This is a genomic window from Clostridioides sp. GD02377 (genome assembly GCF_045899875.1).
GTDB lineage: Bacteria > Bacillota > Clostridia > Peptostreptococcales > Peptostreptococcaceae > Clostridioides > Clostridioides difficile_A.
In genome coordinates, this window is the sequence record NZ_JBJODA010000012.1 from 34,243 (window position 1) to 54,580 (window position 20,338).

Consider the following 20,338-nt stretch of genomic DNA (forward strand, 5'->3'; position numbering starts at 1 on the left):
CTTATGCACTTCCTTTCTTTCCTATTTTATAATTTTTTAGGGATAAGTTTTTACCTTTAGAACTTGAAAGTATTGGACATGACTTTACAGCTTCCATTACTTTTTCTACATTCTTATCTATTGGTAAATAAGCAATCATTATACTTTCATCATCCTTATTTCTTCTAGGTAATGGTACAAATGAAGGTTCTCCATAATCTCCATATAAACCTAACCTTGAATATATATTGTATACTATTGCTTGTCTTTGACCTGAATCAAATAATATTCCAGCATTAGCATAATCTTTATTTTTAGGAATTATTTGTATTCCTACACCTCTATTAATATATACTTCTCTATCACTTTTTAGACCTATATTTGTTATCCCTTTTAAATCTCCTACCTTCAATATCGACTCATTCACAAAACTAATCTCAGCAGGCATTACATCAGCTATATCTCCAATACTTTTTCTAGTAAGGAGTTTTTTTAGTATAAAGGCTAATACTAATCCACAAACCGAACTTATTATCAAACTTACGCCTTCACTTATCTTTGTTTCTGCAAGTATTACATAATACAATCCTATTGTTAAAAAGGATGTAACTATACACATATAATTTCTTACTTCATAAGTTCTAGCTATCTCTTCTATAAATGCAGCGCCTCTCTTTACAAGTTGAACTTCCTCTAAGTTTTGTAATGTATTCCTTCTATTAGCTCTTACTTGTCTAAATTGTTCTGCTGCTAGAGATAAAAATGTTATAGATGTATAAGAACGATTTATAAGAGCTGGAACTAATAACGCTCCTAATGAAGAAGCGACAAATGCTAATATAAGCTGAGATAGCAAAACGTTTGGTTGTGTTGGGTACTGTTTTTGGTCTAAATTTAACATTATAATTCTGGATGTCATACCAATAATAACAGCAACAAAAAATACTCTATCCATTAAATCACTCCTAAAATATTTATTCTAAAATTTTACATGTAAATCTACAAAGTCTTCCTAGAAAAATCACTCTGTTTCCCTTTTGATGTTTCTATAATAGGTGTACTCTTTACTACATCTATCATGACATCTATATCTTTGAGTATTGGCATATATGGTATAACCACAGTACTTTTTTCTAGATTAGTCTTAGATATAGCCACAATATCAACCTCATCTACATCTTTATCTATACCCATATGAATAAATAGATTATGTATTATAGCTTGTCTTTGCCCTACATCATTTACTATTCCAAATGCACCTAAGTCTCTTGGTATAACCTCTATAGCTAGGCATTCATTTTTATATTTTTCTCTTGTACTTTCTAAACCTATATTAGTTATTATTACTCCATTTACTGTTAAAATAGGCCCTTCAAAGCTTATTTTTGCAGGAACTATATCTGCTATGTCTGCTATGCTATTTCTTCTTAAAAACCTTCTAAAAATTAAACCAACAAGAGCTCCTGATACAATAGCTAATACTGTACAATAAAAAAAGCTAAGGTCATACTTTCTTGCAAAAACAATATAAACTATAGAAGATACTAATGCAGAAAAGAGACTTATATAACTTCTAGATTCATAGGTAGAGGCTATTTCTTCAACATAAGCATCTCCTTTTGGAACTAATTCTTCATTATCAATATTCTTTAATGTTATTCTTTCTTGTTCTGCAAGTCCTTGAAATTGTTGTATTGCTACTGCAAAAAAAGTCAATGCTGAAAACTCTTTATCTATAAGTGCAGGCAATGCTATCGCACCTAATGAAGCTGAAAGCCCTGATATTATTATCTGTTCTAAATAATCTTGTGGTCTTGATGGGTACTGTTTGTCTGTAACTCTTAAAACTAATCCTCTACATAATACTCCTACAACTAATGCAACTATAAAAGAGTGTCTAAATAAATTTGCATTCAATAAACTTTCTTCCATTTTCTCAGCTCCTTCTCTTATATAGTTTGTGCAAAAAACAAAAAAAATTTCCTTCTATTTAAGGAAATTTTTTTGTAGTATTGTAACAATAAATTCACTACCAATACCAAGCTCACTTTTTACTTTTATACATCCATTTAGCGATTTAACTATATGCTTAGTTATAGCCAATCCTAAACCCGTTCCTCCTACGTCCCTACTTCTTGCTTTATCTACTCTATAGAATCGCTCAAAGATACGTTCTACATCTTCTTTTGGTATACCTACACCATTATCTATAACCTTAATTACTATTTTTTCTTCATCTTTTAAAACTACAACTTGTACAATCCCATTATCCTGAGTGTATTTTATAGCATTATCAACTAAGTTTAAAAATACTTGTTTTATATAATCTCTATTAGATAATATGCTTATTGATTTGTCATCACATTTATATAGGACTTCTATATTTTTTTCTCTAGCTGAATGTTGTGTTATTTCATATACTTCTTTAAACACATCATATACCACAACATTTTCCATAAGAAGGGTATCTTTATTTTCTACGAATGATAATAATAATATATCATCAATCAATCTCTTTAATCTATCTGATTCACTTTCTATTATTTCCAAGAATCTATTTCTAGTATTTACATCTATGTTTTCATTTGACTTTAGTGTTTCAACAAATCCACTTATAGATGTTAGAGGTGTTTTAAGTTCATGACTTACATTTGCGACAAAATCACTTCTCATATTTTCAAGCTTAACTTTTTTAGTAATATCTTCTATGTTTACTATAGAACCTATTATTACATTATTGGTGTTTTGAAGATACACTGGGTCTACTTTTATTTTATATACTATATCGTCTTTAGTCGTAATATTTGCAGTTTCATTATCTTTAGAACCAATAAATCTAAGTATTTGCTTTAATATTTCTTCTTCTTTTATTACAACATTAATATTGTGTCCTTCTACCAATTGATTTGGTTCACTTTTTATCATTTCTTTTGCTTCATCATTTATAAGAAGTATATTTCCATTTACATCTATAGCTAAAATTCCATGCGATATACTCTTTAATATAGACCTTAACTGTAGATGTTTATACTGTACTTCTTCTAATGTTTTATCCATATTTTTTATCATATGATTAAAATTTCTAGCTAATTCTCCAAGCTCTCCTTTAGCTGATATGTTAAGTCTAGCATGGTATTCATTATTACTTACTTTTTTTGAGACATATATAAATTCTTTTAAATATTTTCTTAATGTTATTGTATATCTTACAGATAATATCACAATAGCTATTGATAACATAACAATAAAAAAATATATGCTATTTAATTCTTCCACAAGATAACACTCCTAAAATATAACCTTTTTAATCTATTTTATATCCAACACCTCTTATAGTCTCTATATACTTTTCTGACTTATCTTCATCTTCTATTTTTTTTCTTAAATATCTTATATGGACATCTACTGTTCTAGTTTCTCCATAGTATTCATACCCCCATATTTTATCTAAAAGATAATTTCTTGAAAGTACTTTACCTTTATTTTGAATTAATAATTTTAACAATTCAAATTCTTTAAGTGTTAACTCTATCTTTTCAGAACCTTTAGTGACCTCATGCTTTGATAAATCTAATTTTAAATTACCTGTAGTAAGTATATTATTTTCTTCACCTAAGCTAGTCAAGTTATACCTTCTTAACACAGAACTAATTCTAGCTAACAACTCCTTTATACTAAATGGCTTAGTTATATAGTCATCAGCACCTATTTCAAGTCCTTCGACCTTGTCATTTTCCATATTTTTAGCAGTAAGCATTATAACAGGAATATTTTTTAAATCTTTATCACTTCTTATTTTTCTCAAAACTTCTATTCCACTTATATTTGGTAACATCCAATCTAAAAGTATTAAATCTGGTTTAATTTCCTTAGCTTTTATAAATCCATCAAACCCATCATATGAATAACTAACTTCGTAATTTGACACCTCCAAATTGAATTTTAATAGCTCAACTATATGCATTTCATCGTCTATAACAAGCACTTTAGTATTCATTAAAAAGCTCCTCTCTATTTTATCTGTAGTACCGTTCCTATTCGTTCTGATGCCTTATTATGTTTTCTATAAGAGTGGAATTCATCTGCTCTACAACTAGTGCATAAATTTAAATTTATTATATTCTCCTTTTTCACTCCACTACATCTCAGCATATATTCATTAATTTTCCATAAATCTAAATAGTAACTTCCTTCTTTTATTATATAGAACTTTTCATCATTATTTGTAAGAATTGTGTTAAATTTTTCTACCAAATCCTCAGATACTTCATAACAACAAGGTCCAATTGATGGACCAATTATACAAACTAAATCTTCAGGAACGGTTTTATAACATTCAGACATTAATTTAATTGTTTTATGACCTATATTACTAAAAGTACCTCTCCAACCTGCATGAGCCAGCCCTATGGCTTTATTTTTAGCATCTATGATTGATATAGGTACACAATCTGCTGTAAATAATAAAAGAGGTACTCTCTCTAAGTTTGTTATAAGTGCATCTCCATCTATTCTCTTTCCTATAGTATCTTTATTTACTATGTTAACTATATCTGAATGTATTTGAGAATTACTAGTTAGGTTTTCAAATTTTAAATCACATTCTTTACATACTTTTAACATATCTTCTTTACTTTTTGCATCTATATTCTTACATGTTATAACTAGATTTATAGAATTTAACTTTTCGTCAAGTTCTTTACAGTTACCATTTAAATCAACATACTCTTTAATATCTTGTACATTTTTTATATTTATATAATCTTTCATCATTTGTCTCCTTTTTCTATTAGTATACTTTTAAGCTCATTTACAAAAGTATTTATATCTTTAAATTGTCTATAAACAGAAGCAAATCTTACATAAGCTACTTCATCTAAGTCTTTCAATTTGTCCATTACCATCTCACCAATTCTTTTGGTTTCAATTTCTTCTATAAAACATTTATTTATTTCATTTTCAATATGTACAACTACACTCTCAATATCTTCTATCGATACAGGTCTTTTTTCACATGCTTTTAATAACCCGTACTTTATCTTTTCTCTATCAAAATACTCTCTACTATTATCCTTTTTAATAACCATTAAAGGAGTTGTTTCTATTTTCTCATAAGTAGTGAATCTCTTTTTACACGATTCACATTCACGTCTTCTTCTGATAGATTTTAAATCTGTATGTCTAGAATCTATTACCTTTGATTCTTTATAATTACAATAAGGACATTGCATATATATTCCTCCTTTGTTTTAACTACTATATCTCAAATTCATCTAAGCTTAACTCTGAACCTATATTTACTATTATTGTATCACAACCTATTTTAAGTATATCATTCCAAAATATAACTTCTTCATCCCCTCCTCTTGAAAAAAAATTTCTACTTCCATCTCCAAAGATGGTAAATGAGACTACCTTTCCCTCATGAATATCCATATCTATGTCTATTATAAATCCCATCCTTTTTCCATTTTTTACATTTATAATTTCTTTTTCCATTATATCAGAAACTCTAATCATATTATACTCACCCTTTCTTTAAAAATAAATATGTATTGGAGTAAAAAAAAATGACCTATATAGGTCATTTAAATTTAAAATAATGTTTACAGTCCAGGGATTACTTATACATACTTTCTCATATTTTTTAAAGCATTTTTTTCAATTCTTGATACTTGTGCTTGAGATATACCGATTTCATCAGCAACTTCTATCTGTGTTCTTCCTTTATAAAACCTTAAATCTAATACCAACTTCTCTCTACTATTTAATTTTTTAATAGCTTCTTTAAGTGATATTTCTTGCAACCAATTTTCATCAGTATCTTTTTTGTCTTGAACTTGGTCCATAACAAATATTGCATCTCCATTATCTTGATATACTGGGTCAAATAAAGATATAGGGTCTTGTATGGCATCTAGTGCCATTACAACTGACTCAACTTCTAATTCTAATTCTTTTGCTATTTCTGATACTGTAGGTTCTTTAGAATTTGTTCTAATTAATCTTTCTCTAACTTGTAGTGCCTTATATGCTATATCTTTTAATGACCTACTCACTCTAATTGGGTTATTGTCTCTTAGATATCTTCTAATTTCTCCTATAATCATAGGAACAGCATAAGTTGAAAACCTTACATTTTGACTTAAATCAAAGTTATCTATAGCTTTTATAAGACCGATACAACCTATTTGAAATAAATCGTCTATGTTTTCTCCTCTGTTGTTAAACTTTTTTATTACACTCAAGACTAATCTTAAATTCCCTCTTACAAATTGTTGTCTAGCTTCTTCGTCGCCACTTTTTATTTTTAATAAAAGTTCCTTCATTTGCTTATTTTTAAGAACTGGAAGTTCCGATGTATTAACACCACATATTTCAACCTTATTAATTTGCATACATTTTCAGTCCTCTCTCAAAAGTATTCATCTATTGAAATTATTTACATTTCCAATTTTTTTATACTTTTTAAGAAGAATTAATTTAGCATTATACAAATTTTTTCATTTCTTTCTGTAACCTTGAAATTATTTTCTTTTCAAGTCTAGATATGTAAGACTGAGATATTCCAAGCATTCCAGCAACTTCTTTTTGTGTTTTTTCGATACCTTTATCTATAAGACCAAATCTTAATTCCATAATTTGCTTTTCTCTGTCACTTAATCTGTCAAGTGCCATAACTAATAAATCTCTATCTATTTCTTCTTCGATTATTTTGTATATTTCATCATTTTCTGTACCCAAAACATCAGATAACAAGAGTTCATTTCCATCCAAATCTATATTTAAAGGTTCGTCAAATGATACCTCTGTTTTCTTTTTATTATTTTTTCTTAAGTACATTAATATTTCATTTTCTATACATCTTGAAGCATAAGTTGCCAATTTTATATTTTTGTTTAGTTTAAAAGTATTCACTGCTTTTATCAAACCTATAGTTCCTATAGAAATCAAGTCTTCCACATCTATACCTGTATTTTCAAATTTTCTCGATATGTAGACCACTAATCTTAGATTTCTTTCTATTAAAATTGATTTTACACTTTCATCTGTTTCTAGTTTTTGTAAAACTTCCATTTCTTCTTCTGGTTTTAATGGAGGAGGAAGTATATTCGCTCCTCCCATATAATATATTCCTTTTGGCTTTATTATTTTTAATTTAATACCTAACATAGTAATAAAGCTTATAATTCTTTCTTTCAATCGTAACATTCCTTGTCCCCCTTAAATTTTTACCTAAAATCCAGGCAATATATTTGGATTCATTATTGCTCCATATTCTCTATCATTAAAATTTGAGATACCAAGTATTATATTTCCTATCTTCTGCTCATCTACTTCTACATAATCAGCTTTTAAACCTATTATGATGCTTGTCTTATTACTTCCAGCATGTTTATAAGGTATTATCCTAACCCTGCCTGAAGTTTTATCATCTAGACTCCCTATAATCTCTTGTGCTTTCTTCATATCTATATCTTCATAGTCAATATTTAATAGATTTTCTGGAATAAACCCTTCTAACACACTTGACTTAACTATTATTACATCACTTTGACTTATTGGGTCTTTTAATAAATTCCCACTATCCACTAAGGCTTTACAACAAAAATTTTTTTCTAACAAGTTTATATTTATAGTCTTTGTAAGTTCCTTGATGTATTTAAGCATTTTCAAGTCTTTATAAATATACTTTAATAGTTCACAACTTACATAAGTACATGCAATTAAGAAAGATATTTTTAAATGACTTATTCCTGTAAAATAAATTATAAAATAAGTGCTTCCAGAAATAAAAATGTTTACTAGATAAAAAACTAATGCTACATGAATATAATCTTTTTTACTCTTACTTCTAAATGAAATTAAAGTTATTATACTCATAATTATTATTTTGAATGGTACTGTGAATAATATGTTCATTGATGGATACAAATAAGCAACAGAATAGGCACCTCCTAAACTAGCCCCCAATAACTTATTTTTTTTAGGATTGTATTTTTTAGTGAGAATAGAAGTACAACTTATAATAATATAATTTATTACTAGGTTTTCTATAACATAGTACTCAATATACACCATGTATCCCCCCTTAAAACCTTTAAACATATTATAAGATAGTATGTACAAAATTTTATGTCACTTTTGATGGTCGAATCCAAAACAAATTCTATTTAAAAGTAACAATGATATATGTCTTATACTTTATGTCGCCAAAAGATATTTTTTTAGTATCAAACAAATAAGCTTTTTTGTAGAATCTAATATATCTAGGTAGAAGTTATTAGTTCTTTTTGGGGTATATTTTTATAAAAAAAGACTATGTAATTTAATAATATATCAAGTAAATTTTTTACTTGTATAAAATCAAATTACATAGTCTATAAATTCAAATTTATATTATTGTGCTAATAATCCGTTTGCATATTTTGCAGAATCATCTAGTGCTTGTTCTGGAGTTATATCTCCAGCTATCATCATTTGAAGTTGTTTCCATAAGTATTCATATATCTCTACTCCATGAGGCCCAACAGTCAATGGTCTATACATATCTTTATCTTTTGTTACCATTTCTTCAAATCTTGGGTCTCCTTGATATTTTTCACCTTTTGCAACTGGAGCTCTTGGTATTTCTTTATGGAATGCTTCCATTGATTCTTTGCTTAACATATACTCAAGAAGTTTAAATCCAAGTTCTTTATTTTTACATGCTGACATTAATGTTAAATCATCCACTGAAGCAAAACTACCAACTGTCTTGTCTTCTAATGAAGTTACATATCCCCAGTTTAAATCTGGAAACGATTTATCAAAAGTACTTGTAGCAGCAGAAGATAACATTATAGTAAATGCAGCTTTTCCTGGTCCAAATACACTTTCAACCATTTCATTACTATCTTTTGATAAAGCATTGTCTGGTATATATTTTTTCATATCATTTATAAAGTTTGCAGCTTTTAAACCTTCTGCATTATTAAATTTAACTGATTTTAAATCATCATTATATATATCTCCACCAGCTTGCCATAAATAAGGATACCAGTTCCAGTTTAAGCTTCCAAATACTTTAGAACCCCAACCTTGTGCAAGACCCCACTGGTCGATTTTTCCATCTCCATCAGTATCTTTTGTTGCTTTTTCACATATTCTTTTAAAATCTTCCCATGTTTTTGGAGGTTTCTCTCCTAATTTTTCTAGTATATCTTTATTATAGTATAGTACTCCTGGATTAGCAGCTTCTATAGGTAATCCATAAATACCACCCATCATTTTTGCATTATCCAAGTATAGGTAATTATCTGAAGTTCCTGATTTTTCTAGATAAGGTGTCAAATCTTCAACTGCACCCATTTCTATAAATTGAGGAAACATCTCTGCATACATGTATCCTATGTCTGGTCCTTCACCTGCACTTATTGCAGTTGCATATTTTTCTGCATAGTTATCCCATGGAACTATTTGGAATTCAATTTCACAATTATTTTCCTTTTCAAATTTCTCTAATATTGGTTTCCATGCATCTGCATCATGGTCTGTCAATGGTGCAGACCACACAACTAATTTTTCTTTACCATCTTTACCCTTAGAATCTTCTTTTTTTGAACACCCAGCAAGAATTGATACTGATAGAACACTTACCATCACTAAAGAAAGAATTTTTTTTAGCTTAATCATGCTTAATCCCCTTTCAGACTTTAATTTTTCTTTTCCCTCAAATATTTACAATTTAATTCAGATTTAATATTAACAAATAAGACTACCCTTGTCTAATCATAAAAAACTATACTAACTCTTACAACTATCATTTTTTTCTATATGTGTTGTTTTTATTCATTTATTAAAAAACTTCTTTTACATTTCAAAATATTGAAATGTATTTTTATGCTTTAGGAGATTAAATTAGGCAAAATAAAAAGAAGTCTACTGACTTCTTTATAAATTTCCATATTATCTTCTTCTTCTTAGGAATGTAGGTATTTCCATGCTCTCATCATCGTCTTCTTCAATTATACTTGCTTTTTTAGGAGATTCTATTTTTTCTTCAACAATTACTTCTTCTTCAATTTCTTTTACAGCTTGTTTTACTGTTGTGTTCAATGAAGAACGTATGCTTGACTTAGGTTTAGTATCTAAGTCTAATACACCACTTTGTAATCCTTCAAATCCTGTTGCGATTACTGTAATCATTATTTCATCACCTAAATCTTCTTTTATAGAAGCACCAAATATAACATTCGCCTCTGGGTCACAGGATTCCATAACTAAAGTAGATGCTTCATTAACTTCAAATAATCCTAAGTTAGGTCCACCAGTAACATTAAGAAGAACTCCCTTAGCTCCTTGTATTGATGTTTCTAGAAGTGGAGATTGAATAGCTTGTCTAGCAGCATCTATTGCTCTAGTCTCACCACTAGCACTACCTATACCCATATGAGCAAGACCTTTATCTTTCATTATAGTAGTAACGTCTGCGAAGTCTAAGTTTATTAAACCTTCAACTGCTATAAGGTCAGAAATTGATTGTATACCTTGTTTTAATACATCATCTGCAACTGCAAAAGCATCTAGCATTGAAGTATTTTTTTGTACTATCTGTAAAAGTCTATCATTTGGTATTGTTATAAGAGTATCAACTTTTGACTTAAGTTCTGCTATTCCACCTTCAGCATTCTTCATTCTTATCTTACCTTCAAATGCAAAAGGTTTTGTAACTACACCTACTGTAAGTATACCCATTTCTTTTGCTAAGCCTGCAACTACTGGAGCAGCTCCTGTACCAGTACCACCGCCCATTCCAGCTGTAACAAAGACCATGTCGGCTCCTTGAAGCAATTTTACTATTTCGTCTTTACTCTCCTCAGCAGCCCTTTTTCCTACTTCTGGATTTGCTCCTGCACCAAGTCCTCTAGTTAATTTTTCTCCTATTTGAACTTTATATTCAGCTTTTGATGTATATAAAGCTTGTTTATCTGTATTTACTGATATAAATTCAACGCCTTTTAATTGCGCTTCTACCATTCTATTGACAGCATTGTTTCCACCGCCACCTACACCTATTACTTTAATTTGTGCACATTCTTCTAATTCTACGTCAAAGTTTAGCATCATAAACCCCCTTCTCTCATGATTCAAAGTTATCGTATGTATTAATTATATCATTTTCTTCTTTTATTTTGTTAACCTTTAAGTAACATATTCCACAAAAACGTAAATTTTCCTTTTTAATTTTCTTACTTATATTGTCAAATATTACTCTTGAGTATAAAATAATTTACATATATATCAAATGCTCTTTAATTTCTACGTTTTTTATTCATAATATCGCTAACAACATAACGTCTAATTATGGATAAATTATTAAATAATCTCATACCAAAAACCAATACAGCAACATAATAAAGAGAAACACCTAATTTTTCTCCTATATAAGTCAATAATATAGCTAATATAGCATTCCCTATGAAACCAGTAACAAAAATTACATTGTCATAGTTATCTTCAAAACTGGATTTTATCGCTCCAAAAATAGAATCCATTATTGCAAGAATAGCTACTGACATATATATGGAATAATCCATAGAATATGTAAATGGAATGTAGTAACCTACTACTACACCAAATGCTAATCCTCCTAAAACCCATATCATAAATCCTCACCTCTTTATTTTACTTTGAAACGCAAGTATATTACAATCCTTTTTATTAAATTTTCTTATTTTTTCTTTATTTTTTTATATTTTTCGCTTTATTTTGCGAATAAATCCACTTTATTACCATTATTTTCCAGTATTTTTATGTTGATTCCATATATCTCTTTAAGAGACTTAGCATATGATTCTGGAGAATTTATAGCAGCACTCAATAAATCTATATCGCCTATAGCTTTTATTATAAATGGTTGTCCATATGTAGTATCATTTACTGTAATAGTGGCTCCTGAACATTTTATCTTACTAGTTGATAGTACTCTTTCTCCATTTATAGAAATTGCTTTCGCACCAGCTTTTTTTAAATCATTTAAAACTCTTAAAATATCAATATCATGTATAATCAAGTCATTTGGATTCTGCCCATCTTTTAACTCTCTATCACTATCTTTCATAGTGACAGTTATACCTGGCCCTGTAACAGTTGAATAACCACTTAATTCTTTAACTTCCTCAAGCTCTTTTTTCATAAGTGTTTGGATAGATTCATTTCCATTCTCTTTTGCTTCCTTATATTCATTTAAAGTTTTTTTGTTACTTTTAAGTACTTCTTTTAAATGTTTTATTTCTTTCTTCGTATTTTCTATCTCACTTTCAATATTTTCAGTCTGACTCAATGTTATATACACTTTATTTGGGTCTAGTGACTTTATATAAGTTGATATGAAAATGCCTAATATGAACGCTCCTAATATAATCATTTTCTTTTTCATACTATTATTTCCTCTCCACTTTGTTTATATCACCATGGCCATCTATTTCTACATTTTCTTCCTTACTTACTTTTACCTTAGCATTATAATACGTTTCTATTTCCCAGACAATACCATATTTTATATTAAGTGCAGAAGCTAATGTATCAGAATCACCAATTGCCTTTATTATAATTGGTTCTTTTATGACAGTGTCATTCATGTAAAGCTTATCCTCTTTTAAATACATGTATGTATTAGAAACTATTCTCTGTCCGTTTATAGATATAGCACTTGCTTGTGCTGAATTTAATTTATTTATCATTGATAGTAATAAATCATAATTATATAATATACTATCGTTTTTATCAGAACTTCCCAAGTCTTTTGCAGAATTTATCTCAACTTTTATACCTTTTCCTTCAACATCTGTATATCCAGCCAAGGTCTCATATTTTTCTATTTCTGACTTAAGTATATCTTGCTCTCCTTCGTCATTTTTACCTCTATAAGTCTCTATATCTTTCTTCACACTATTAATTTCTGACTGTAAATCCTCTTTTTCTTTTTTTAGAGATTTGAGTTCTTCTGTAAGTTGTTCTCCTCTTTTAAAAGTTGTCATACCTCTATTTTCTATATTAATAATTTTAAGTTGTAAACTAACAAGAACACCCAATACAATACTTCCTATGACTATGCTTTTATTTATAAATCTTCTTTTCAATATATCACTTCCTTACAATTGTCTATCCTTCAGGACTATACACAGCTAATTTTCCATAATTGAGATTTATAGTCCCTCCTTTTGTATTTTTATTTTGCAGGTCAATCAGAATTTTACTTACCCTAGATATATTATAATCTAAGTTATCATCATTAGAAAGTAAGATTTTTATATTACTTCTTGTAAGCATATCTACATTGCTTTCTTTTCTTAAGTTTACATAATTTATTTTTCTATAAAGTCCTTCTTCTTTTAAAGAATTTAAAGTTTTAAATACGTTCTCTTTAGTTTTATAATTTTTAAATTTTATTGTTTTATCATCATCAACACTATAATCAACATCTACTATTAAATCTTTTTTACTTTCATTAGAACCCCTAAGTTCCTCTAACAAGTTACCTTTCTTATCTATATAACAATAATTGTCTACATTCTTTAATACTGCAAATATTTCTTTTTCTTTTAAACTTATAATTATTTTATTTGGAAATTTTCTTTTTATTTCTACATTTTCTATATATGGATTTTTCATAAGTTCATTTTTCATATCTTTAAAATTATATGCAAAGATGTTTTCATGTGTATTTATATTTAGTTCTTTCATTATATTTGATTTAGTCACTCTCTTATTTCCTATTACATCTATTTTCTTTACATCAAATAAATCACTTTTTACAATCATACATATCCCAAAAGATAGCATAAGTATAAAGACTAAAACTATCATGACATTATTCGTATTTAACTTCCTTTTCTTTTTCAAATATAATCAACCCCTTTGGTTAATAAATACACCTTTAGAGCTTATTTTTCCTACAAGAAAATTATAATATTTAAAGTCAAATTTTTTCATTTTATTACAAAACATCTAAATAAAATATAAATAAATATAAATAAATCAATACTTCATCAAAATAAATACAAAATACTATATACATTTCATACCTTTAAATTTGTGTACATACAAATAAACCCCTAATTTATAATAATTTAGAAAATCTAATATATTATAAATTAGGGGTAAATATTGATTTACCTTTTCTTTATTCCTATCACTTTAGCCTGACCTTCTATACTTGGAGTTGCTTCTTTTTTTATTTCTTTTACTTCTTCAGCAACTTTTTCTTTTTTTGTTTTTTTAGATGAGGACTTTTGTGTTGAATTATATACTTTTATTATCTCATCGTATATAAGGTCTATGGCTTCTGGTTTCCCTATAGTTTTGCTTGCATTTGCCATATCAACTAAAAGTTCTCTATCTCCTAAAAGTTTAAATACTGCTGTATTTAAGCTCTCTGGAGTTAGATTTTTTTCTAAAATTGCAATTCCTGCACCTTGCTTTTCTATACTTTTAGCATTATACTCTTGATGATTTTCAGCAGTATATGCTTTAGGTATTATTATAGATGGCTTTCCAAGAGCAGTTATTTCAGCTAATGAAATTGCTCCTGCACTACCTATAACTAAATCGCTTGCTGCAAGTGCATTTGCCATATCTTCTAAGTAAGGTACAACCTTTTGGTATGGCTTAAGATTTACATCACTGATACTTTCCATAAACTCATCATAATAGCTTTTCCCTGTTGCAAATATAAAAGCTATATCTTCATTCACCATGTTCTTTATCACAAGTCTCATTGCATCATTTATTTTTCTTGAGCCTCCACTACCACCATAGCAAAGAACCATTCTTTTTTCTTCACTTATTGCAAGATTCTTTCTTGCAATATTTTTTCTTGATAATAAAATTTCTTTTCTAACTGGATTTCCTGTAAAAACTAATTTATCTTCTGCTGTCTCTGGAAATCTTTTATGTGAATCTTCAAAACTTGTAAGTACCTTTGTAACTGTTTTAGATAGAATCTTATTAGTTACACCAGGAAAAGAATTTTGCTCATGTATTATGGCTGGTATTTTCCCCATAGATGCATTAAATAAAACAGGTCCACTAACATATCCACCAGTTCCTATAACTACATCTGGTTTAAATTTCTTAACAATCTTTCTTGATTGTTCTAAACCTTTAAAAAGCTTAAAAACTCTTTTTACATTATCGAAGTCTATTTTTCGCTTAAATCCTTGTACTGTTACAGTCTTTAATTCAAATCCATACTTAGGAACTATTTCTGATTCTATTCCTTTTTCCGTCCCAACAAAAATTATCTCAGCGTCTGGATGCTCATCTCTTATTTTGTTAGCAATAGCTATAGCTGGATACACATGCCCTCCAGTTCCACCGCCTGATAATAAAACTTTCATCAAATCATCATCTCCTGTTAATTAATTTTGACATGCTTTGAGATGTTTAACACTATACCTATAGCTCCCATAAAGATGGTGAGCGAGGTTCCCCCATAACTTATAAATGGTAGTGCTACACCTGTAGCTGGCATTGATGATGTTGCAACTGCTATATTTAAAGCTGCTTGTATTCCAATTTGTGCCCCTATACCTATGACAACCATACAAGCAAATACATTAGAAGTCTTCAAAGCTATTCTTACACATCTGTAGACTAAGGCTACAAATAGCATAATAACTATTATACAACCAATCAATCCTAACTCTTCTCCTATTATAGCAAATATAAAGTCATTTTGTGGCTCTGGTATATAAAAATACTTTTGTTTACTCTTTCCTAAGCCTAGACCAAACAATCCACCTGAACCAAGTGCATATAAACCTTGTATTACCTGATACCCTTTACCAAGAGGGTCTTGGAAAGGATCTAAAAACGATGTAACACGGCTAAGCCTATAAGGTTCAGCAATTACTAATGCAGCAAATAAAGCAGCCCCACTTCCAATCATAGCAAATACAATTTTCATATCCATCCCAGCAACAAATATCATTACAAATGTAACTAGAATTACAGTACCTGCTGTTGATAGATTTGGCTGAAGTATTATCAACGCAAAAAATATCCCTGGAACTACGAGAAGTGGTACAACACCTTTTGTCAAAGATTTTATCTTATCATAATTTTTCTCAATTAATTTTGCAGTTAATATTATTGTAGCAAACTTAGCTATTTCTGCAGGCTGAAATGTTAAAGCACCTATTCCTAGCCATCTTTTTGCTCCGTTTGCTTCTATCCCTAAAGGGGTTAGAACTAACAATAATAATACTACTGCTATAGCTCCAATTGCTGTAGCATTTTTCTTCCAAAAACTATAATCTATCCTTGATGTAATAATCATAACTATAAACCCAAGTATAGCATATATTACATTCTTTTTTAGAAAATAGTACGCATCATTGTGTTTAAATGAAGATTGTATAAAACTTGCACTAAACACCATAACTATTCCTACAAATACTAAAAGCATAGTAGTATAAAATACTACTCCATCAAATTCAGTCTTCATCCTTATGTCAATTTGTTTTTTCAAATTTTCTTTAGGCATCCAACTAATATACCTCCATTCTTCCATTTAAGTAAGTTTAGAGGTAAGAGATTATTTTAAATTGTTTACATTATCTTTGAAGTCTTTTCCTCTTACTTCAAAACTTTCATACATATCCCAACTTGCACAAGCTGGTGAAAGAAGCACTATATCTCCACTTTTTGAAATCTCATGAGAAGTCTTAACTGCTTCTTCCATATCTTTTACTATATGTATGTCATTAAATCCTTTATTTTTGGCACAATTTTCTATCTTTGATGCAGTTTCTCCTAACAAGACTACTGATTTAACATATGACTTTGCAATTTCAAAAAGTTCATCAAAATTACTGCCTTTATCCATTCCTCCTGCTATAAGTATTATAGGTCTATTGTAAGACTGAACAGCTTTTATAGTAGAGTCTGGATTAGTTCCTTTTGAATCATTTACATATATTACATTGTTTAAGTTTCTTACAAATTCCTGTCTGTGTTCAACTCCTTTAAATGTCATCAATACATCCTTTATGACTTCTAAGTCAACATTACAGACATACGCTATTGCTATAGCTGCCATACAGTTTTCTAAGTTATGACCTCCAGGTAAACTTACATCATCTTTATTTAGAAACTTGATTTTATCATCTATATCTATTATTATGTCATTATTTTCTAAATATACTCCTCCATTTACTTTTTGAGTTCTCGAAAAGTAAATTACTTTAGCATTACATTTGTCAGCCAGACCTTTTACTATCTCATCATCATAATTTAATATGCAAAAATCCTCAGCAGTTTGATTCATAAATATATTTGCTTTTGCTTCTATATATTTTTCCATAGTGTGATGTCTGTTTAAATGGTCTTCTGTAATATTTAATATAGCACTTACTTTAGGTCTAAATTCATCTATGCTCTCAAGTTGAAAACTGCTTAGTTCAGTTACAAGCACAGACTCTTCATTTGAAGTTTCTATAGTATCTATTACAGGATTTCCTATATTACCAACTACATATGTATCTCTTTTTGCTCTCGAAAAAATTTCTCCTACCAGGCTAGTTGTAGTTGTCTTACCATTTGTACCTGTAATCCCTATAAAAGTTGGATTATTTGATAATTTAAAAGCTAATTCTACTTCACCAATTATATACTTGCCTGAATTTTTTAATTTCAAGATAAATGGAAGGTCTAGTGGTACTCCTGGAGATACTACTACCATATCTATGTTATCTACATCCTCTGGATGATGTCCTAATATGTATTCTATGTCATTTATAGATTTCAATTCATCAAGTATGTTTTTCAATTTATTTTCATCTTTAATATCATTCACTATTATACTTGCACCTAATTTATCTAAATGTTTAATTGTAGATATGCCAGTTTTCGCAAGTCCTACTAATAAAACTTTTTTTCCTTTTAAGTTCATTTTTAATTCCCCCTAGACCTCTAAAATACTGCTATTATACTTATCCAAGCTAAAACAACTGTGATAATCCAAAAAACGAATACAACCCTTGTCTCTGGCCAACCACATTGTTCAAAATGATGGTGTATTGGAGCCATCTTAAAGAATCTCTTTCTTGTCGCTTTAAAATATCCAACTTGAATCAAAACTGATAGAGCTTCTGCAAAGTAAATTCCTCCAATTATAGGTATTATAAGCACTGAATTAGTTAGAACTGAAAATGCTACAACTGCACCACCTAATGCCATTGAACCCGTATCTCCCATAAATACCCTCGCTGGATATGAATTAAATCCTAAAAAGCCTAAACATGCTCCAACAGTTGCTGCTGCTAAAACTGCAACTTCTGTGTTTCCAGCAATAGAACTTGCAAATAGCATAAAAAATACAGAAACTATTAAAGTTACTCCTGATGCCAATCCATCTAATCCATCAGTTAAATTCACAGCATTTACTATTGCTACGATTATAAACATCATTATTGGTATATATAATATTCCAACATTTATTACAAAATCTGTAAATGGTATCATAAGTTGTGAAGCACTTGATGATGATGTATACTGATAAAAAGCAACATAAAAAGATAATGCAACTTGAAGGATTATTTTTTGATATGCTTTTAATCCAAGTGATCTTTTTAACTTTATTTTTATAAAGTCATCTAAAAAACCAATAAAACCAAAACCTGCAATACATATAAGACCTACTGCCATATCATGACTAACTTTTACTCTTGTAAGTCCAGTTATTAGAATTGCCACTATCATTATAATTCCACCCATAGTAGGTGTTCCATTTTTTGCTAGATGTGTTTGAGGTCCATCATCTCTAACCGTCTGACCAAATTTAAATTTTCTAAGCATTGGTATAAATATTGGTCCTATTATAATTACTATTAAAAACGCAATCAATGCGGTGTACGTAAGCTCTGTTATTCCTAACATCGTAAAACTCCTCTCCCTTGTCAATCAACTCATTAGTTTAAGCTTATTTATTTAGATATTCGACTATTTTTTCTAATCTCATGCCTCTTGAGCCTTTTACTAAAATAGTGTCTCCTGTTTTTACTAATTCATCTAACTTGTTAAGTACTTCTTCTCTATTCTCAAAGTGATATATATTGGCTGTATCAAATCCTAATTGTTTTGCCTCTTCTCCAATAAACACTGAATTTTCACCTATAGTTATTATAACATCAGTATTATTCATAGATGATTTTCCTACTAATCTATGACCATACTCTGAAATTTCACCCATTTCTAATATATCTCCAAGTATTGCTACCCTTCTACCTTTATATCTTCCAAGTATCTTTAAAGCAGCATCCATAGAATCTGGACTAGCATTATATGAATCATTAATTATTGTTAATTTTTCATTCTTTATTATGTCTAGTCTCATTTTTGTCCCTTTAAAATTTTTTAAACCTTTTTTTATATAATCTAAAGAAATATTTAGACACATTCCAACCAATATTGCAGACATAGCATTATATATATTATGTTCTCCTATTGTTGGTATAAATATTTCCTCTTTTTTTCCATCTATAACGCATATAAATGTAAGACTATCTTCTTCCATAGTATAACTTTCACAATAAATATCATTGTTTTTGTTGAATCCAAATGTTTTTAGTTTATACACATGTTCTTTTTCTCTTAATGTAGATAAAAACTTATCATCTCCATTTACAATTAAAGTATTTGTTTCATCAAAATTAGAAGTGATTTCCATCTTTGCTTTTAAAATACCTTCTTGTGAACCTAGTTTTTCTACATGTGATAATCCTATGTTTGATATTACTGCAATTTTGGGATTTACTATATCTACTAAATATTTTATTTCATTAAATCCAGACATTCCCATCTCTATTACAGCACACTCATGTTCTTTATTTAGATTAAATAAAGTCAATGGAACTCCAAAATGATTATTTAAGTTCTTTTCATTTTTTAATATGTTTAGTTTTGCGGATATAGCAGAATATATCATATCTCTAGTCGTAGTTTTTCCTACGCTACCTGTAACACCTATAAATGGAATATTAAATTTTTCTTTATAATATCTTGAGATATCTCCTAGAGCTAAAGATGTATCTTTTACCTCTATTAAATTTATATCCGAACTTTCTAATTTTATTCCATTACTTTCACTTTTTATAAAAGTTTTGCATCCACTATCATATGCAGACTTCATAAATGTATGCCCATCTAAATTTTCTCCAACTATGGCTACAAATGCATTTTGGGCATTTGCTTCCCTGCTATCTATAACTATATCACTTACACAGTCATTATAATCTCCATATATTAACTTCCCATTAGTTGCAAGTACTAACTCTTTTATTGTTAAGCACTCCATTATCAAACTCCTCCTTTA

At 28.9% G+C, this 20,338-nt stretch carries 21 protein-coding genes; all 21 read right to left on the minus strand.

Features of this window, described 5'->3' with window-relative positions:
- Position 1 precedes the first annotated feature (1 nt).
- Entirely contained in the window at positions 2–934 is a 933-nt protein-coding gene (locus tag Q3304_RS11995; protein WP_054271208.1) for a YIEGIA family protein, read from the minus strand.
- Between the two features lie 44 nt (positions 935–978).
- Positions 979–1,911 (minus strand): YIEGIA family protein, encoded by a 933-nt coding sequence (locus tag Q3304_RS12000; protein WP_054271209.1) that lies wholly within the window; start codon positions 1,909–1,911, stop codon positions 979–981.
- Positions 1,912–1,965: 54 nt separating this feature from the next.
- The gene (locus Q3304_RS12005; RefSeq protein ID WP_054271210.1) at positions 1,966–3,255 is read right to left on the minus strand and encodes a HAMP domain-containing sensor histidine kinase; all 1,290 of its coding nucleotides are present in this window, start codon (positions 3,253–3,255) and stop codon (positions 1,966–1,968) included.
- A 28-nt stretch (positions 3,256–3,283) separates the two neighbouring features.
- Positions 3,284–3,976, minus strand: a complete 693-nt coding sequence (locus Q3304_RS12010) for a winged helix-turn-helix domain-containing protein (RefSeq protein ID WP_003416112.1) — start codon at positions 3,974–3,976, stop codon at positions 3,284–3,286.
- Between the two features lie 14 nt (positions 3,977–3,990).
- Positions 3,991–4,752 (minus strand): peptidoglycan editing factor PgeF, encoded by a 762-nt coding sequence (gene pgeF, locus Q3304_RS12015; protein WP_079739773.1) that lies wholly within the window; start codon positions 4,750–4,752, stop codon positions 3,991–3,993.
- Entirely contained in the window at positions 4,749–5,210 is a 462-nt protein-coding gene (gene nrdR, locus Q3304_RS12020; protein WP_054271212.1) for a transcriptional regulator NrdR, read from the minus strand. The genes pgeF and nrdR overlap by 4 nt, the downstream gene beginning before the upstream one ends.
- Before the next feature lie 25 nt (positions 5,211–5,235).
- Entirely contained in the window at positions 5,236–5,499 is a 264-nt protein-coding gene (locus Q3304_RS12025) for a YlmC/YmxH family sporulation protein (RefSeq protein ID WP_054271213.1), read from the minus strand.
- 104 nt (positions 5,500–5,603) lie between these two features.
- Positions 5,604–6,377 carry an RNA polymerase sporulation sigma factor SigG gene (gene sigG, locus Q3304_RS12030; RefSeq protein WP_054271214.1) on the minus strand — a complete coding sequence of 258 codons (774 nt, stop codon included), beginning with the start codon at positions 6,375–6,377 and terminating at the stop codon, positions 5,604–5,606.
- Positions 6,378–6,468: 91 nt separating this feature from the next.
- On the minus strand, positions 6,469–7,191 hold the full coding sequence (gene sigE, locus Q3304_RS12035) for an RNA polymerase sporulation sigma factor SigE (protein WP_054271215.1): 723 nt from the start codon (positions 7,189–7,191) through the stop codon (positions 6,469–6,471).
- 24 nt (positions 7,192–7,215) lie between these two features.
- Positions 7,216–8,061 carry a sigma-E processing peptidase SpoIIGA gene (locus Q3304_RS12040; protein ID WP_074178503.1) on the minus strand — a complete coding sequence of 282 codons (846 nt, stop codon included), beginning with the start codon at positions 8,059–8,061 and terminating at the stop codon, positions 7,216–7,218.
- Between the two features lie 318 nt (positions 8,062–8,379).
- A complete protein-coding gene (locus Q3304_RS12045) occupies positions 8,380–9,654 on the minus strand; it encodes a sugar ABC transporter substrate-binding protein (RefSeq protein WP_054271216.1) in 1,275 nt (424 codons plus the stop codon).
- A 273-nt stretch (positions 9,655–9,927) separates the two neighbouring features.
- Complete coding sequence (ftsZ, locus tag Q3304_RS12050) at positions 9,928–11,085, minus strand: cell division protein FtsZ (protein ID WP_407813685.1); 1,158 nt, start codon at positions 11,083–11,085, stop codon at positions 9,928–9,930.
- A 188-nt stretch (positions 11,086–11,273) separates the two neighbouring features.
- Positions 11,274–11,627 (minus strand): small basic family protein, encoded by a 354-nt coding sequence (locus Q3304_RS12055; protein WP_054271218.1) that lies wholly within the window; start codon positions 11,625–11,627, stop codon positions 11,274–11,276.
- A gap of 98 nt (positions 11,628–11,725) precedes the next feature.
- Positions 11,726–12,400: a DUF881 domain-containing protein gene (locus Q3304_RS12060; RefSeq protein ID WP_054271219.1), complete on the minus strand. Its 675-nt coding sequence runs from the start codon at positions 12,398–12,400 to the stop codon at positions 11,726–11,728.
- 4 nt (positions 12,401–12,404) lie between these two features.
- Positions 12,405–13,103 (minus strand): DUF881 domain-containing protein, encoded by a 699-nt coding sequence (locus Q3304_RS12065; protein ID WP_054271220.1) that lies wholly within the window; start codon positions 13,101–13,103, stop codon positions 12,405–12,407.
- A 22-nt stretch (positions 13,104–13,125) separates the two neighbouring features.
- Positions 13,126–13,866: a cell division protein FtsQ/DivIB gene (locus Q3304_RS12070; protein WP_054271221.1), complete on the minus strand. Its 741-nt coding sequence runs from the start codon at positions 13,864–13,866 to the stop codon at positions 13,126–13,128.
- A 269-nt stretch (positions 13,867–14,135) separates the two neighbouring features.
- Positions 14,136–15,362: an undecaprenyldiphospho-muramoylpentapeptide beta-N-acetylglucosaminyltransferase gene (gene murG, locus Q3304_RS12075; RefSeq protein WP_054271222.1), complete on the minus strand. Its 1,227-nt coding sequence runs from the start codon at positions 15,360–15,362 to the stop codon at positions 14,136–14,138.
- A 17-nt stretch (positions 15,363–15,379) separates the two neighbouring features.
- Positions 15,380–16,510 carry a stage V sporulation protein E gene (spoVE, locus tag Q3304_RS12080; protein WP_021385452.1) on the minus strand — a complete coding sequence of 377 codons (1,131 nt, stop codon included), beginning with the start codon at positions 16,508–16,510 and terminating at the stop codon, positions 15,380–15,382.
- 51 nt (positions 16,511–16,561) lie between these two features.
- Entirely contained in the window at positions 16,562–17,917 is a 1,356-nt protein-coding gene (murD, locus tag Q3304_RS12085) for a UDP-N-acetylmuramoyl-L-alanine--D-glutamate ligase (RefSeq protein ID WP_054271223.1), read from the minus strand.
- Between the two features lie 20 nt (positions 17,918–17,937).
- Positions 17,938–18,903, minus strand: coding sequence for a phospho-N-acetylmuramoyl-pentapeptide-transferase (gene mraY, locus Q3304_RS12090; RefSeq protein WP_021385460.1), 966 nt, complete (start codon positions 18,901–18,903; stop codon positions 17,938–17,940).
- A 43-nt stretch (positions 18,904–18,946) separates the two neighbouring features.
- Positions 18,947–20,320, minus strand: coding sequence for a UDP-N-acetylmuramoyl-tripeptide--D-alanyl-D-alanine ligase (gene murF, locus Q3304_RS12095; protein ID WP_054271224.1), 1,374 nt, complete (start codon positions 20,318–20,320; stop codon positions 18,947–18,949).
- Between the last annotated feature and the right edge of the window lie 18 nt (positions 20,321–20,338).